Annotated in this window: 18 protein-coding genes; 2 read left to right on the top strand and 16 right to left on the bottom strand. The window is 70.0% G+C overall.

Annotated features, from left to right (window positions below; all coding sequences use genetic code 11):
* Window positions 1-36: 36 nt before the first annotated feature.
* The 5 genes from AB0H54_RS03845 to AB0H54_RS03825 form a co-directional block, all read right to left on the bottom strand.
* On the bottom strand, window positions 37-306 hold the full coding sequence (locus AB0H54_RS03845; protein ID WP_357342556.1) for a hypothetical protein: 270 nt from the start codon (window positions 304-306) through the stop codon (window positions 37-39).
* Window positions 303-743, bottom strand: coding sequence for a hypothetical protein (locus tag AB0H54_RS03840; protein WP_357342554.1), 441 nt, complete (start codon window positions 741-743; stop codon window positions 303-305). Before AB0H54_RS03840 ends, AB0H54_RS03845 begins: the two co-directional genes overlap by 4 nt.
* Window positions 744-1,021: 278 nt before the next feature.
* Window positions 1,022-1,534, bottom strand: coding sequence for a hypothetical protein (locus tag AB0H54_RS03835; RefSeq protein ID WP_357342552.1), 513 nt, complete (start codon window positions 1,532-1,534; stop codon window positions 1,022-1,024).
* Window positions 1,531-2,508, bottom strand: a complete 978-nt coding sequence (gene hemB / locus AB0H54_RS03830; protein ID WP_357342550.1) for a porphobilinogen synthase — start codon at window positions 2,506-2,508, stop codon at window positions 1,531-1,533. Before hemB ends, AB0H54_RS03835 begins: the two co-directional genes overlap by 4 nt.
* 42 nt (window positions 2,509-2,550) lie before the next feature.
* A complete protein-coding gene (locus AB0H54_RS03825; protein ID WP_357342549.1) occupies window positions 2,551-3,729 on the bottom strand; it encodes a serine hydrolase domain-containing protein in 1,179 nt (392 codons plus the stop codon).
* 222 nt (window positions 3,730-3,951) lie between these two features.
* Here AB0H54_RS03825 and AB0H54_RS03820 point away from each other — a divergent pair, with 222 nt between their 5' ends.
* A complete protein-coding gene (locus AB0H54_RS03820; RefSeq protein ID WP_357342547.1) occupies window positions 3,952-4,236 on the top strand; it encodes a hypothetical protein in 285 nt (94 codons plus the stop codon).
* Between the two features lie 56 nt (window positions 4,237-4,292).
* Here AB0H54_RS03820 and AB0H54_RS03815 read toward each other — a convergent pair whose 3' ends face one another.
* The 5 genes from AB0H54_RS03815 to AB0H54_RS03795 all read right to left on the bottom strand — a co-directional run bounded on the left by AB0H54_RS03815 (window position 4,293) and on the right by AB0H54_RS03795 (window position 9,759).
* Window positions 4,293-5,864, bottom strand: coding sequence for a bifunctional uroporphyrinogen-III C-methyltransferase/uroporphyrinogen-III synthase (locus tag AB0H54_RS03815; protein ID WP_355273975.1), 1,572 nt, complete (start codon window positions 5,862-5,864; stop codon window positions 4,293-4,295).
* Window positions 5,861-6,931: a hydroxymethylbilane synthase gene (gene hemC, locus AB0H54_RS03810; protein WP_355273976.1), complete on the bottom strand. Its 1,071-nt coding sequence runs from the start codon at window positions 6,929-6,931 to the stop codon at window positions 5,861-5,863. The genes AB0H54_RS03815 and hemC overlap by 4 nt, the downstream gene beginning before the upstream one ends.
* Window positions 6,928-8,325 (bottom strand): glutamyl-tRNA reductase, encoded by a 1,398-nt coding sequence (locus AB0H54_RS03805; RefSeq protein ID WP_355273979.1) that lies wholly within the window; start codon window positions 8,323-8,325, stop codon window positions 6,928-6,930. Before AB0H54_RS03805 ends, hemC begins: the two co-directional genes overlap by 4 nt.
* A gap of 76 nt (window positions 8,326-8,401) precedes the next feature.
* Window positions 8,402-9,271, bottom strand: coding sequence for a redox-sensing transcriptional repressor Rex (locus AB0H54_RS03800; protein WP_355273982.1), 870 nt, complete (start codon window positions 9,269-9,271; stop codon window positions 8,402-8,404).
* Window positions 9,272-9,477: 206 nt separating this feature from the next.
* The gene (locus AB0H54_RS03795; protein ID WP_355273984.1) at window positions 9,478-9,759 is read right to left on the bottom strand and encodes a glutaredoxin family protein; all 282 of its coding nucleotides are present in this window, start codon (window positions 9,757-9,759) and stop codon (window positions 9,478-9,480) included.
* Window positions 9,760-9,943: 184 nt separating this feature from the next.
* On the opposite strand from AB0H54_RS03795, the gene AB0H54_RS03790 reads away from it, so the two are divergent.
* A complete protein-coding gene (locus AB0H54_RS03790) occupies window positions 9,944-10,873 on the top strand; it encodes an HAD-IB family hydrolase (protein WP_355274648.1) in 930 nt (309 codons plus the stop codon).
* Between the two features lie 6 nt (window positions 10,874-10,879).
* Here AB0H54_RS03790 and AB0H54_RS03785 read toward each other — a convergent pair whose 3' ends face one another.
* The 6 genes from AB0H54_RS03785 to AB0H54_RS03760 form a co-directional block, all read right to left on the bottom strand.
* On the bottom strand, window positions 10,880-11,764 hold the full coding sequence (locus tag AB0H54_RS03785; RefSeq protein WP_357342544.1) for a lysophospholipid acyltransferase family protein: 885 nt from the start codon (window positions 11,762-11,764) through the stop codon (window positions 10,880-10,882).
* Window positions 11,765-11,892: 128 nt separating this feature from the next.
* Window positions 11,893-12,927 (bottom strand): NAD-dependent epimerase/dehydratase family protein, encoded by a 1,035-nt coding sequence (locus AB0H54_RS03780; protein ID WP_357342542.1) that lies wholly within the window; start codon window positions 12,925-12,927, stop codon window positions 11,893-11,895.
* A 236-nt stretch (window positions 12,928-13,163) separates the two neighbouring features.
* Window positions 13,164-13,265, bottom strand: a complete 102-nt coding sequence (locus tag AB0H54_RS03775; RefSeq protein ID WP_003402602.1) for an AURKAIP1/COX24 domain-containing protein — start codon at window positions 13,263-13,265, stop codon at window positions 13,164-13,166.
* A gap of 184 nt (window positions 13,266-13,449) precedes the next feature.
* Window positions 13,450-13,719 (bottom strand): helix-turn-helix domain-containing protein, encoded by a 270-nt coding sequence (locus AB0H54_RS03770; protein ID WP_355273993.1) that lies wholly within the window; start codon window positions 13,717-13,719, stop codon window positions 13,450-13,452.
* 162 nt (window positions 13,720-13,881) lie between these two features.
* A complete protein-coding gene (gene proC, locus AB0H54_RS03765; RefSeq protein ID WP_355273996.1) occupies window positions 13,882-14,700 on the bottom strand; it encodes a pyrroline-5-carboxylate reductase in 819 nt (272 codons plus the stop codon).
* Window positions 14,701-14,728: 28 nt separating this feature from the next.
* Window positions 14,729-15,601, bottom strand: a complete 873-nt coding sequence (locus tag AB0H54_RS03760; protein ID WP_357342539.1) for a thioesterase family protein — start codon at window positions 15,599-15,601, stop codon at window positions 14,729-14,731.
* Window positions 15,602-15,646: the final 45 nt, after the last annotated feature.

The raw sequence follows: 15,646 nt of genomic DNA, 5'->3' as shown, positions 1-15,646 counted from the left end.
CCGAATCCCAACGCGCGCATCGGGATTCGGCTGCACTCAGGACATCGGTTCGGCGGACCGCAGTGCTACAGATCCGGTCACGACCCGGGCGACGGCGTCGATCGCCAGCACCCCGGCGACGATGACCAGCGCCGTCGCGAGCAGCAGCAGGGGCGGCACGTAGCGAACGGCCTCGAATCCCGGGTGCTCGTCGGAGGTGACGAAGCCGGTGACCCGCCGCGCGTGGCTCCAGCTGTAGACCGCACCGGCCAGGCAGATCACGGCGAGGCCCAGCTCGAACAGCGCCGTGGCGATCCAGCGTCTCATCCTTGCGATCCTGCCAGGGCCGAGCCGAGTGCGGCGCGCAGCCCGGCGTGGTCGATCGCCCATGCCTGCACGATCCGGCCGTCGACCAGGCGCAATCCGATGCCGCGACGGCGCCGCGGCACGCCGCTGAGGGCGCCGAGCGCGCGGCCGTCGGCGGCGTCGTCGTCATCGGTGGGCAGCACGGCGGCGATCTCGGTCAGCGGCATCGACTCGACGCCCTGATGCAAGGTGGTGCCGGTCAGTTCGACCCGGGCGTGGGTGCGGCCCGCGATCACCTGCAGCACCGTGAAACCACCGATGGCGACGGCGCAGAACCCGAGGGCGAACCCGTGCAGGGTGCTGCCCGCGAGCCATTCCACCAGCAGGATCACCGCGCACAGCAGCGGGCCGTAGGCGACCGCGCGCCACCGCGCGCCGGGCTCGGAGAACAACACCATGGGAGGACCGCGGCGCCTGGGCGCCCGAGGATCAGCCGACCAGGCTCGGCAACAGGATCAGGGCGATGGTGACGACGGCCAGCAGGACCATCAAGCCGATGACCAACAGGTCGCGCCGCAGGCGGTGCTGCTGCTCGATCACCACGCGCATCATTGCCTCCGAATCCCCCGGTTCTGCCACCGGTCACATCACCGGGATTACCCCAAATCCCTGTGATCATGCTCACCATACACTGTGGCGTGTCAGTGACCAAAGACGTCGGCGTTCAACCTCGCGTTCACCGACGGTTCAGCTGGAAGTACTTCGTCGATTCCGGCCGGTAACTCAGGTACGCGGCGCCGACCGCCAGCACGCCCTGCACGATGGCGGTGCCGCCGGCGATCATCGTGGCCACCGAGGTGTCGCCGGAGAAGGCGAACATCGTGGCCACCGCGCCCATCCCCAGCCAGACCGCGACAACGGTGAGCACCGTGCGCGCCCAGGACTTACCTTTGCCGAGCTGCTGGGCGATCAACACGGTGACCCCGGCGAGCACGAGCCCGACGACCGCGGTCAACCCGAAGGCGAGCAGCACCATCACGTCGACCGTGGATGCGGGGAAATTCGGGTCGCTCTTGTGCATCTCGTCGAGGAACTGCTTGCTCAGCTCGTCGCGCTGTCCGGTCATGGTGGCGATGCCGGCGCCGGTGTAGACGACCCCGAGCCCGGACACGGCCCACCACAGCTGACGTGCGGTGCCGACATCCTCGGGCATCGGGCGGGTTTCGGGTTTCTGCGGTGGAACGATCACGACAGCCAGTGTGCAGCCTCGGTCGCCCAATAGGTGAGCACGATGTCGGCGCCCGCCCGGCGGATGCCGATCAGCGACTCCAGGACCGAGGCCCTGCGGTCGATCCAGCCGCGCTCGGCGGCGGCGGTGATCATCGCGTACTCGCCGGAGATCTGGTACGCGGCGACCGGGACCGTGGAGCGGTCGGCCACGTCGCGCAGGATGTCGAGGTAGGACATCGCGGGCTTGACCATCACGATGTCGGCGCCCTCGGCGAGGTCGAGATCGAGTTCGCGCAGGGATTCGCGACGGTTGGCCGGGTCCTGCTGGTAGGTGCGGCGATCGCCTTCCAGCGACGAGCCGACGGCCTCGCGGAACGGGCCGTAGAAGGCGGAGGCGTACTTGGCCGCGTAGGCGAGGATGGCGGTGTCGGTGCGCCCGACCGCGTCCAGGCCGCGCCGGATCGCGCCGACCTGGCCGTCCATCATGCCGCTGGTGCCGAGCAGGTCCGCGCCCGACTCGGCCTGGGCCAGCGCCATCTCGACATAGCGATGCAGGGTGGCGTCGTTGTCCACCGCGCCGTCGGCGCCGACGACGCCACAGTGGCCGTGATCGGTGAACTCGTCCAGACAGGTGTCGGCCATGACGACAGTCGCGTCGCCGACCTCCTCGGCCAGCGCGCGCAGCCCCCGGTTGAGGATGCCGTTCGGATCGCTGGCCTGGCTGCCGGTGGCGTCCTTGTCCTCGGGCAGCGGCACGCCGAACAGCATCAGGCCGCCGACCCCGGCGGTCACCGCTTCGACCGACGCCTTACGCAGCGAGTCCAGCGAGTGCTGATACACGCCGGGCATCGAGCTGATCTCGCGCGGTTCGTCGATGCCGTCGGCGACGAACATCGGCAGCACCAGCTGACGCGGCTCCAGCGTGGTCTCGGCGACGAGCCGACGCAATGCGGGTGTCCTGCGCAACCGCCGCGGGCGGTCGAAAGCGGTCATAGACCGCAGAATACGCCTGGCCACGCAGGCCCGCGACGGCGCCTACGCGGGGTCGCCGGCGCGGGCCACCTCGCCCAAGATCGACTCGAACGTGGCAAACACCGGGAGCGGTCCGGCCGAGTTCCAGGTCTGGTTGGTGAGCAGGATTCCGGTCACCGCGCCATCGTTGGACCAGGTGGAGCCGAGGCCGCCGGACCAGCCGTAGGAGCCGGCGCGCGGGCCGTCCGGCAGGTCGCTGAGCTGGACGCCGACGCCGTAGCCCCAGCCCGCGCTGCCGTCCGGGTTCGGCCCGCCGCGCGCGAGCTGTTCGGCGGTGAGGTGGTCGCGCGTCATCGTGGCCACCGCCGCTTCGGACAGGATCCGCTCGCCGTCGAGGACGCCGCCGTCGCGCAACATCCGGGCGAACCGGTGATAGTCGGCGAGGGTGGAGACGAGTCCGTCGCCACCGCCCTCGAACGCGGGTGGCGTGCTCCACTGTCCGTCGACCGGGTCGAAGACGACGCGCGTGTCATCGCGGTCGGCGTAGTGCGGACCGAAGCGGTCGCGCTTGTCGGCGGGGACGGCGAAACCCGTGTCGTCCATGCCGAGCGGACGCAGCACCCGCTCGGCCAGGAACTCCGAAAACGGCGTGCCCGCTGCCCTGGCGACCAGGAATCCGAGGATCGGCGCGCCGACGTGATACAGCCAGCGCTCCCCCGGCTGATATTGCAGCGGCAACGTGCCGAGCCGGGCCAGCCAGACATCGGGTGAGGGCAGCCGGGCCGGGGTGGGCGGACCCCAGCCGAGGCCGAGTTCGCTCCAGGCCGCGTCCAGCGGCTTGGGTGTGAAGTCGGCGAAGTCCATCCCCCAGCCGAGCCGGAAGGTGAGCAGGTCGTCGACCGTGATCGGGCGCCGGGCCGCGACGGTGTCGGTGATCTCGGCGGCCGGATGCGCCAGTACGCGGCGGTCGGCGAGTTCGGGCAGCAGCCGGTCGACGGGTTCGGCCGGGTCGAGCACGCCGTCCTCGATCAGGATCGCGGCGGCCACGGCGGTGAGCGGCTTCGTCATCGAGGAGATGCGGAAGATCGTGTCGGTGCGCACCGGGGCCGCGCGCGACTCGTCGAGATGGCCCGCCGTTCCGGTGCGCACCTCGTCGCCGACCGCGACCAGCCAGGCCAGGCCGAGCAGTTCCCCCGCCTCGACGTGCGTGCCGAGCCGTTCGCCGATCCCGTCCACCGTCATCGTGTCTCCTCCCGTGACATCGGTGCCCACTAGAACACACGGGTCCGACAGCCGCCCGGCGGCAGGCCGTCGCGACCCTGTGGATAACATCGAATCCCACTGGAGCTCAATGGCTTCCGCGAGAGATCGGCGAAACTTGTCGGACCCCCTCGCTACAATCGAAAGCGTGTTCGAGGGTTCCCGACGATCGGGGGCGGGACCCATTCGCGACGGGAGGACGCCATGAACGCCATTGCCGCAACGTCGAAGTCCGGTTTCATCACCGCACCGTATGTGCCGCTGGAGAAGAAGCGGCTGCCCGCGGGCAGGCCGCGGCGCTGGTACGTCACGCACAACCGCAGGCTCAAGGCCATGCGGTTGACGATCGCGCTGCTCGATTCCGGTGTGTACCTGCCGAATCAGGCGACCAACGAGACGATCCGCCGCACCGCCGAACAGATCGAGCTGCGCCCGCCGTCGGATGCCACCTGCCGGCTGGTCCGCACGCTGCTGCGCTACAGCCGATGATTCCGATACGCCGAAGGCCCGCCACGGTGGGCGGGCCTTCGGGCGGTCTCGGCAGGCTAGCGGCTGCTGCTGCGGCGGCTCTTCTTCCGCGGCGGCGGCAGCAGGCCCTCCGCGCGCAGGCGCGAGGCGTGCTCGGCCAGCGCCTCCACCAGCGGACCCACCTGCGCGGTCTCGGGCTGCACGTCCACGCGCAGGCCGAACTCGATCGCGGTCTCGGCCGTCTTCGGGCCGATGCAGGCGACGATGGTGCGCGCGTGCGGCTTGCCCGCGATGCCGACCAGGTTGCGGACCGTGGAGGACGAGGTGAACAGGACCGCGTCGAAACCGCCGGTCTTGATCATCTCGCGGGTCTCCGCAGGCGGCGGCGACGCGCGCACGGTGCGGTAGGCAGTGACGTCGTCGATCTCCCAGCCTCGCTCCCGCAGGCCCTCGGCCAGGGTCTCGGTGGCGATGTCGGCGCGCGGCAGCAGCACCCGGTTGACCGGGTCGAACACGTCGTCGTAGGGCGGGAAGTCGGCCAGCAGGCCCTCGGAGGACTGCTCACCGCTGGGCACCAGTTCGGGGTTGATGCCGAAGGAGCGCACCTTCTCCGCGGTGGCCTCGCCGACGCAGGCGATCTTCACGCCGGAGAACGCCCGCGCGTCCAGGCCGAACTCGGCGAACTTCTCCCACACCGCGCGCACCGCGTTGGTGGAGGTGAACACCACCCACTGGTAGCGGCCGTCGACCAGGCCCTTCACCGCGCGCTCCATCTGCGCGGGGCTGCGCGGCGGCTCGACCGCGATGGTCGGCACCTCCATCGGGATGGCGCCGTGGGTCACCAGCCGCTCGCTCATCTCGCCGGCCTGGTCCTTGGTGCGCGGCACCAGCACGGTCCAGCCGTAGAGCGCCCGCGACTCCCACCACGACATCTTCGAACGCTTGTCGACTTCCTTGCCCACGGTGACGACCAGCGGGCCGACCAGCTCGGAGGCGGCGTTGTTCAGCGTGGCCAGGGTGGCCTCGATGGTGCGCTGCTGCCGGGTGGTGCCACGCACCGTCACCGCGACCGGGGTCTGCGGGGCCAGCCCGTGCTCGACCAGCGCGCTCGCGGTCTCGGCCAGGTGGCCGGAGGTGGCGCTGAGCACCAGCGGACCGGGGGCGGCGGCCAGCGCCGCCCAGTCGACCTCGCCGCGCACATCGGCCTCGGTGTGCCCGGAACCGAGGGCGATGCCCGCGTAGCTGGGCACCGCGGAGCCGTTGGGCAGGCCCGGCAGCACCTCGAACACCATGTGCGAGCGGGTGACGGCGTTGACCTCGTTGATCACCGAATCGGTGGTCAGCGGATCACCGGCGACGACGCGCACCACATCGTGGCCGTTGCGGGCCTCGGCGATCAGCGTCTTGGCCACCTCGGCGGGCTCGCCGAGCGCGGGCCGCACGTCCACCGGACGCTCGCCGTCCTCGGCCGCCTCGACGCCGATGCCGATCAGCGCGAGCACGCCCTTGTCCACGTCGGGGTCGGTGAACGCCAGCGTCGCCCGCTCGAGCACCTCACGGGCGCGCACGGTCAGCAGGGCCGGGTCGCCGGGGCCGGATCCGACGAAAAGGATCCGCCCTGGTTGCTTCTTGGTGCCTCGGCTGCTCATCGGTTGTTCTCCATCGGGCTGGAATTGGTGAAGTCTGGGGCGGGAGTGTTCACCGCCTGTGTGGGGGAACCGACCTCCGGTTCCGGCTCGTCCGCGACGCTCAGCAGTGCGCGAGCGCCCAGATCCAGCAGTTCGCGCGCGAGCGTGCGGCCGAGCTCCTCGGCATCGGCGGGCGCGCCGACGATCGAGGCGCGCAGCACGTCGGAACCGTCGATCGCGGCGGCACAGGCCCGCAGCGACAGCTCCTCGAAGATCCGGCCGTCCTCGTCGATCGACTCGACGACCTCGGCGATCGCGCCGATCGGAGCGGTGCAGCCCGCCTCGAGCTCACCGAGCAGCGCGCGCTCGGCCACGACCGCGGCCCTGGTCGGCGCGTCGTCGAGGCCGGTGAGGATCTCGATCAGCTCCGGGTCGTCGCTGCGGCACTCCACCGCGAGCGCGCCCTGCGACGGCGCCGGCAGCATCTGCACCGGCTCGAGCGACTCGGTGATCGCGTCGGTCCGCTCGATCCGGGACAGGCCGGCGCGGGCGATCACGATGGCGTCGAGCTCGCCCTCGCTCACCTTGCGCAGCCGGGAGTCGATGTTGCCGCGCAGCGGGACGATGTCGAGGCCGAGGCCGAGCGCGCGCAGCTGGGCGGCGCGCCGCGGCGCGGAGGTGCCCACCCTTGCACCCGCGGGCAGCTCGCCGAGGACCAGGCCGTCGCGAGCCACCAGCGCGTCGCGCGGGTCCTCGCGGGGCGGGATGGCGGCGATGGTGAAGCGGGGGTCCTGGGCGGTGGGCAGGTCCTTGTAGGAGTGCACCGCGATGTCGATGCCGCCCGCGGCGAGCTCGTCGCGCAGCGCCGAGGTGAACACGCCGACGCCGATCTTCTGCACCGGATCCGACGACAGGTCGCCCGGCGTCTTGATGACGACCAGCTCGGCGGGCTGACCCGCGGCGATCAGCGCGTCACGGATGGTGCCCGCCTGGGTCAGGGCGAGCAGGCTGCCGCGCGTGCCGATCCGCCACGGCGCACGAATGCTGCCTGCGGTCACGGTGTCCTCTTCCTGCACTGTCGTGGTCATGATGCGTCCTGCCCGTCGCCGAGGTGTCCTGCGGTGAAGTCGTCGGCCAGCGCGGACTCCGCCGCAGCGACCTCCATGGGAGCGGCAACCGCTTGCACCGCACCGGGTTTCAGTTCGAACAGCTCACGCAGCGCCTCGGCGTAGCTGTCGCCGCCCGGCGTGGAAGCCAGCTGCTTGACCCGCACCGTCGGCGCGTGCAGCAGCTTGTCGACGACGCGGCGCACGGTGCGCGCCACCTCGTCGCGGGCCGGGTCGGCCAGGTCGGGCAGCCGCGAATCCAGCCGCAGCAGTTCGGCTTCCACCACTTCGGCGGCCCGCTGCCGCAGCGCGGCCACCGTGGGGGTGACCTCCGCCATGCGTTGCCCGGCAAGGTATTTGGCGAGTTCGTCGGCGACGATCTGACGCGCCGCGGCGGTGTCGTCGGCCGCGGCGCCCGCGGCCGGATCGCGCTGCAGCGATTCGATGTCGATGACGGCGACGCCGGGCAGCCCGGCCACGGCGTGTTCCACGTCGCGCGGCAGGCCCAGGTCGCAGAAGACCAGCGGCCGGTCGGCGGCTTCGGTGTTGACCCGCCCGGCGAGCGCGCGGTGGGTGTCGGCCAGGGTGACGACCGCACCGACCGCGCCGGTACAGGTGATGACGACATCCGCGGCCGCCATCGCCTCGGTCAGCCGCGACATCTCCACCGCTTCGGCGTCGACGCCGTGCATGCTGCGGCCGGTCTCGGCCAGGCGCTGTGCGCGGTCGAGCGTGCGGTTGACGACCACGATCCGGCCGATCCCGGCCCGCGACAGATGCGCGACGGCCAGGCCGCCCATCGCGCCGGCGCCGAGCACCACCGCGGTGCGCCCTGCCAGCTCGCCGACGACGCCGCGCGCCCGGTCCAGCGCCACCGACACCACCGACGCGCCCGCCCGGTCGATGCCGGTCTCCGAGTGCACCCGCTTGCCGACCCGCAGCCCGTGCTGGGCCAGCTCGTGCAGGGTGCGCCCGACCGCCTGCTGCCCATCGGCGCTGGCGTAGGCGCTGCGGATCTGGCTGAGTACCTGCTGCTCGCCGACGACCATCGAGTCCAGGCCGCTGGCGACCGCGAACAGGTGCTCGGCGGCGGCCTCGCTGTAGCGCACGTAGGCGTGCCGGGTGAGATCGCCGAGCGGCAGCCCGGAGTGCTTGGTGAGCAGTTCGCTGACCTCGCCGAGCCCGCCGTGGAAGGCGTCGACCACGGCGTAGACCTCGACGCGGTTGCAGGTGGAGACGATCATCGCCTCGGACACGTGGCTGGAGGCGAGCAGCCGGTCGACCAGCTTCGGGCGGTCGGCCTCGCTGATCGCGACCTTCTCGAGCACCGAGACCGGCGCACTCCGATGAGAAATTCCGACGAGCAGGACACTCATGACTGCGCCTCGCTGACGCTCGGCTCCGTCATGCGCGTCCGCACGCTGCTCTGTCGATTCGCTCGCTGGCGCTCGCTCATGGCGTGATCACCGATCCCTTGGTGCTTGGCTCCGTTGCCGAATGCGGGGTGGCCGAGTGCGGCGCGGTGCGTCGCGTGGGCCTGCCGCGCGCCGGTTCGACCGGCGCGGGGTGCGTGAGGGCGGGATGGTTCTGCGCCGGTACCCGGCGGGCGATCCGGCCGGATCCGGCCTGGGCCACCTCGGGCAGGGCGGGCGCGTCGTTGCGAGCGGCGTCGAAGGAGAGCATCTGCAGCTCCATCGCCAGATCGACGCGGCGGACCTCCACGTGGGCGGGTGCGCGCAGTTCACACGGGGCGAAGCTCAGGATCGACGGGAGCCCGGCGGCGACGAGCCGGTCGCACACGTCCTGGGCGGCCTCGTCCGGCACGGCGAGGACCGCGATGGTCGGCGCGAGCGCCGGGATCTGCTCGGTGAGCTGGTCGACATCGCGCACGACGAGACCGGCGTACGCCTGGCCGATCACCGCGGAGTCGTTGTCGAAGATCCCGACCACGGTGAAGCCACGTACCCCGAAACCGCCGTAGCCGACCAGGGCGCGGCCCAGATTGCCCGCACCGATCAGCACCACCCGATGTCCCTGTGACAGACCGAGCACATCTTCGATCCTGGTGCGCAACTTGGCTACGTCATAGCCGACACCCCGCACACCGTTGGGTCCGAGGAAGGAAAGATCCTTGCGCAGCTTGGCCGAATTGACACCCGCCGCGACAGCCAGTTCCTCACTCGATACGATGGCTACACCCTCGTCGGCCAACCCGGCGAGAACCCGGAGATAGGTAGCAAGACGAGTCACCGTGGCCTGGGGGATATCCCTCTGAAGAGCCTTGCCGGAGACGCCACCTGGCGTCTCATGCTGCTCTGTCACGTCGTCGGCTCCTCGTGCCGGGCCTGATCGCGGTCCGGTTCCTGTCGTTCGTTCACCGGTGGGGGTCACTGCGTCGCGAGAGCGCGACCGGTGCCATGGGGGGCTGTACAAACCCGGTCACCGCCGCTGCTGAGCGCGGCGGTGCGGATTGCGTGCCACCACCGTAACCGCTTGTGCAGGCGTTCACAAAGTCGGTGAAATTGGCCTCATTTTCCGCCGCGACCAGCGAAACGGCTCAGGTCGGCCCGCAAACGTGGCTCGTCGACGTCGAAATAGCTGTGTTCACGGCCATCCAACAGGACCACGGGCAGCCGATCGCCGTATTCTGCGCGTAGTCCGGGGTCGTCGGCCGCGGCCTCGTCGACGTCGACGGTGTGCACCGGGAGACCGAAATCACCACAGATCGTCTCCAATTGCGCCAGTGCCGTGGTGCACAGGTAGCAACCGGCGCGCGTCAACAGGGTCACGGTGGGTGTGGGATTAGTCATGAGCCCTATTTAATCCTCGAGCCCGCCGCGGCTTGTCGGTGAATCCGGTTACTGTGGACATGGTTCGCGCGACTAGCGGAGGGTACTGGTGCCGGAACGTTCGAAGGTGGCTAGGGCCGGATTCGTCGCAGGGCGATTCGGGGAGTTCCCTGCGCGGTGGCAACCCAGCCGCCTCGGCCAGGAACTGCAGGAACAGTTCGCACGGCTGCCCCGCAGCCCGTTCGGGCCGAGCGAGGAGGAGCTGCGCGCCAACCTGGCCGGTGAGGCCAGCGCCGACGCCGCGCTCACCCTGCACGAGTCCGAACTCGCCGAACAGGGCGAGCCGACGGGCCGGGAGGTACCCCGCGATCTGACGGCGGCGGCGTTCTTCGACGTCGACAACACCCTGGTCCAGGGCGCCTCGATCGTGCACTTCGCCCGCGGGCTGGCCGCCCGCAAGTACTTCAAGACCTCCGACCTGGTCGACGTCGCCTGGAAGCAGGTGAAGTTCCGGGTCACCGGCAAGGAGAACTCCTCCGACATGGCCTCGGGCCGGGAGAAGGCGCTCAGCTTCATCGCGGGCCGCCCGACCGCGGAGCTCGCCGCGCTCGGCGAGGAGATCTACGACGAGATCATCGCCGACAAGATCTGGCCCGGCACCCGCGCGCTCGCCCAGATGCACCTGGACGCGGGCCAGCAGGTGTGGCTGGTCACCGCGACGCCGGTGGAGCTGGCCAACGTCATCGCCAAGCGGCTCGGGCTCACCGGCGCGCTGGGCACGGTGGCCGAGAGTGTCGACGGCAAGTTCACCGGCCGCCTGGTCGGTGACATCCTGCACGGCCTCGGCAAGGCGCACGCGGTGCGCACCCTGGCCATCCGCGAGGGCCTCAATCTCAAGCGCTGCACGGCCTACTCCGACAGCCACAACGACGTGCCGATGCTCTCGCTGGTCGGCACCGCGGTGGCGATCAACCCCGACTCCGACCTGCGTGAGGTCGCCAAGAACCGGGGCTGGGAGATCCGTGACTTCCGCACCGGCCGCAAGGCCGCCAAGATCGGCGTGCCCACCGCGCTCGCACTCGGCGCGGCGGGCGGTGCGGTCGCGGCGGCGGTCGCCCGCCACCGGGAGCGCTAGGCGCCGCTACCCCAGCACGGTGTTGCGGCGCTTGGCCAGCAGTTTGTAGAGGGTCTGCTGGATGGTCTCGCGGACCTGGTCGGTGACCTCGAACATCGTCATCGGGTCGTCGGCCTCTTCCGGCTCGTAGGCCGTGGTGGCGATCGGCTCACCGAATTCGATGTACCACTTCGAGGGCAGCGGCACGGCGCCCAGCGGGCCCAGGTGCGGGAACAGCGGGGTCACCGGGAAGTACGGCAGGCCGAGCAGGCGGGCCAGCGGCTTGATGTCGGCCAGCTTCGGGTAGATCTCCTCCGAGCCGACGATCGAGCACGGGATGATCGGCACACCCGTGCGCACGGCCGCCGAGACGAACCCGCCGCGCCCGAAGCGCTGCAGCTTGTAGCGGTCGGCGTAGTTCTTGCCGACGCCCTTGAAGCCCTCGGGGAACACACCCGCGATCTGGCCGGAGCGCAGCAACCGCTCGGCGTCGGGGTGGCAGGCCAGCGTGTGCCCCGCCTTGCGGGCCAGCGCGCCGAGCAGGGGCAGCTCGAAGATCAGGTCGGCGGCCAGCAGCCGCAGCGCCCGGTGGCTCGGATGCTTGTCGTGGATGGCCAGCTGCAGCATCAGCCCGTCGAGCGGGACGGTGCCCGCGTGATTGGCGACGATCAGCGCGCCGCCGGTGGCCGGGATGTTCTCCAGGCCCGCGGCCTCGACCCGGAACCAGTAGTCCGACAGCGGCCGCAGCGCGGGCAGGATGACCGACTCGAGCAGATGCTCGTCGTAGCCGAACTCGTCGACCGAGTAGTCGCCGGTGAGCCGGCGGCGCGCGAACTCCGCGGCGTTCTCGATCTGGCCAGCGACGGTGTCGCGGACGAGGTCGGACAGGGTCTTGGGTGGCCGGGTTGGCATCCCCGGCCTGCGTTCACTCAGCGAAGTGACCGGGGTGGCTTGCCTCGGCTGGTCTGGCCAGCGGCGCGCCTGTGGTCGTTGTCGGGTCTCGACATTCACGTCGAGACGAATGACTTTCGCTCCCTCGTTCATGTATGCGCTCCCGAACCGGCCCCGATGAGGCCGAGCAGTTTGGTTTCCGCGGCGTCGATCCATGCCGGATCGAAGACGGGCCGCAACGCTGCGCCCGCGATGAAGTCGTCGAATGCCTGGACCGTGGTCCAGCGGGGGGTGAAACCGAGTTCGGTCCGCATGCGGGTGGTATCCAGCCCGCAACCGAAGTAGAAGTAGTCGGGTTGTTCACCGCTGAATCCGCGCATGACCGGGCCCATCAGTGTGCGCCCGACAGTGCGGAAAACGAAGAACGGCACCGGCGCGACAATGCGGCCCGCCCTGCGGATCGCCTGGGACATGGCCAGCGCGCCGTCGCCCGCGATATTCACCGTGCCGCCGTGTGCCCGAAATGCCGCGTGCACCAGGACGGCGACAGCGTCTTCTTCATGCAGCAATTGCAGCCTGGCTTCGCGCCCGAGGACGGTGGGGGTGATCGGCGAGCGCAGATATTGCACGCCCCGATCGGCCAGCCGGGGACCCACGATCGGCGCGAAACGCAGAATCGAGGCGGAAATATCGGGCCTGCGTCGCGCCATTCCGCGCACCAGTGCCTCGATATCGATCATGTCGCGCGCAAACCAACCGGCCGGTGGGGTACGCGCGCCCATTTCCTCGGTGAATTTCGCCGGATCCTTGGCGCTGCAGCCGTACACCGCCGAGGACGACCGGACGACAACGCGCCTCACCGACGGCGCCTTCTGACAGACCGCGAGCAACTGCATCGTGCCGAGGACGTTGAGATCCTTCATCACCGCGCGTCCGCCACCGGCGGGCGGACGGGTGAGCACGGCCGCGTGGACGACGGTGTCGACGTCGTTGCCCTCGACGACCTTGCGGATCAGCGGATTCCTGATGTCGGCGCGCACGAACTCGGCGCTGCCCATGCGACGGCGGAGCTCCCGGCTGGGGGTCATCGTGTCGACCGCGATGACGCGCTCGACACCCGGTTCCGCGGCGAGCCGGGACGCGACATTGCCACCGAAGAAGCGGCTGGCTCCGGTCACCAGCACTACCTTCGGTACGTGTCGTTCCCGTGTATCGGAACTCGGTCCTGGCCCCACTCAAAGCCCCCTGCTTCTCATGTTTTCCCGCGTACCAGAGTAGCCGCATTCGTGCCACCCACCGACACGATCAACAAGCTTTTAACGAGGTCGACTCGTCAGCGCATGACGAGATTCACAAACCTGATCTTTTCAAAACGAGAGCCCGCCACCTCGAAGGTGACGGGCTCGCGTGGCACGCAGGCTTACTTGCCGAGTTTGCGCCGCTGAACACGCGTGCGGCGAAGCAGCTTGCGGTGCTTCTTCTTCGACATACGCTTGCGGCGCTTCTTGATCACAGAACCCATAGGGTTTCCTCGCGTTTCTCTTCTCGGCATACACACGCGGTGTCGCGTGCGTCGTCTGGTGTCCGCGCCGCCGGGGCGCACCGGACACCACGAAGCGGTGCCACCGGCAGGCGGACACGAACCGAGGGTTCATGCTACCGGGACACCCGAGCAGCGACGAAACCGCCCTTGTGGCCGACCTGGGTCAGCCGGCGTCGAAGTACGACGTCTCCAGGTAGTCGTGCACCGCCTTCGCGTGCACCCGGAACGAGCGGCCGACCCGCACCGCGGGCAGTTCACCCGAGTGGACGAGCCGATACACCGTCATCTTGGACACCCGCATGAGATCGGCGACTTCGGCGACGGTGAGAAACTGTGTGCCACCGCCGATCACCGGTTGTCCCTGTGTGGAGCCGACCCGCGGACTCGGCGAACCCGATCCGCCGCCCGACGCCGGTGAATTGCTTGCAGACATTCTGTTCGCAGACATCATGGCACCATTGACCTCCGGCACGTCCGCGCCGCCGGCTTCCCCACCGGCGGAACAGACACGCACGTGCTTCTACGAGCTTAGCGGGACCAGTGGGATTACTGCGACGGGTGTGAGAAATCGGTTTTCATCCCGGGTACCCGATCGTCATTCGTTCGACGCGCCCTGTTCCGCGGAGCGTTGCTTGGAGGCGTGCAGCGCCTCGATGAACGTCGAGCGCAACGCGCCGCGCTCGAGCACCCGCAATGCCGCCGCCGTCGTACCGGCGGGCGAGGTGACCGCGGCCCGCAGATCTACCGCGTTCTGCCCGGTCTCGTCCAGCAGCGCCGCCGAGCCGATCATGGTCTGCACGACCAGCTGGGTGGCCACATCGCGCGCCAGCCCCAGGCTCACACCGGCATCGATCATCGCCTCGACGACGAGGAAGAAATACGCCGGTCCGGAACCCGACACCGCGGTGACCGCGTCCATCTGCGATTCGGCCACCGTCACCACCTTACCCACGGCCTCGAGCATCTCGCCGACGAGCTCGAGCTGCTCGGCGTCGGCGTAGCGGCCCGGCGCGAGCACGCTCATGCCCTGCCCGACCAGCATCGGGGTGTTCGACATGACCCGGACGACCGGGAAGCCCGCGGGCAGCTTGGACTCCAGCCGCGCGGTGGTGACACCCGCGGCCAGCGACACCAGCACCTGCTCGCTACCGGTATCGAGATCGGCCTTGGACAGATCGGTGAGCACCGAGTCGACATCGCCCGGCTTGACCGCGACGACGACGATGTCGGCCCCGACGACCGCCTCGACGACCGAACCGCTCACCCGCACCTTGAAACGCTCGGCGAGCTGCGCGGCCCGCGCGGCGACCGGCTCGACGACGACCAGGTCCTTGGTCGCCCGGCCGGACTCCAGCAATCCGGCGACCAGCGCCTCACCGATCCGACCGCCACCGACTACCGCAATTCTCGTCATGGAATCCAGGTTAGTGGTGCGGCACCCCTCAGCGCGCCGCCGGGATCAACGCCAATTGACGACTCTGCGCGACGACCGCGCCGGTGGAGTCGATGACCAGCTGGTCCTCGTCGAACATGCGCTCACCGACCTCACGGGCGGTCGCGATGACGCGCAGCCAGCCGGGAGCGGGGATGCGGCGCAGGTAGGTGGTCATCTGGACGGTCGGCGACCAGCCGAACTGGCCCAGGTTGATCGGCACCGGCGGGCTCATGTCGGCGGCCATCATGGCGAAGGCGGCGCGCACGCGCGGGTCGGCCTCGTCGCCGTCGAGCGGGCGGATCCACAGCCGGGCCCGGGGCGCGCCGGTCTCGCCGCGGGCGAAGTCGGCCCACTTCGCGTCGAGGTAGACCCGGGCCACCTCGCCGACGTGCACGATCTTGCCCATCGGCGAATCGGGGGTGTACTCGAGCGCGGTGGCGTCGGGCTCGGCGGGCATGTCGGTGGCGGTGTCGCTCCAGCGGGTGCCGTCGGCGTCGAGGTGGCCGAAGGTGAAGGCGGTGCGCACGAGGGTGCGGCCGTTCTGGATCAGCTCCGCGTCGGCGAGGCAGATCTGGCGGCCCTTCTTGCGGATGTGGACCGCGTACTCGACCTCGCCGGGCTCGGGGGCGCCGAGGAAGTCGGAGCTGGCCGCGATCGGCGCCATCTGCGCGAGCGAGGCGTCGGACTCGGTGAGCCAGCGGGTGGCCGCGGCGGCGCTGGCGGCGACCATGGTGCCGCCGTGCACCTTGGGACCGATGGTCCAGGCGGGTGCGATGATGCCGACGTAGCGCCCGGTCTCGGCATCGGTGGTGGGGAGTTGGGGGAGGGGGGCGGACAGTACGCAACGCGCGGGGGGGGGGGGGTTTGGGGGGATCGTCACGACAGGTGGGGGGTGTAGTGGGTTGTGTAATCGTAAAAAAAATAT

The organism is Nocardia sp. NPDC050718 (genome assembly GCF_040654235.1).
In the GTDB taxonomy this organism is placed as follows: domain Bacteria; phylum Actinomycetota; class Actinomycetes; order Mycobacteriales; family Mycobacteriaceae; genus Nocardia.
This window is presented reverse-complemented; position numbering and strand designations above follow the sequence as displayed.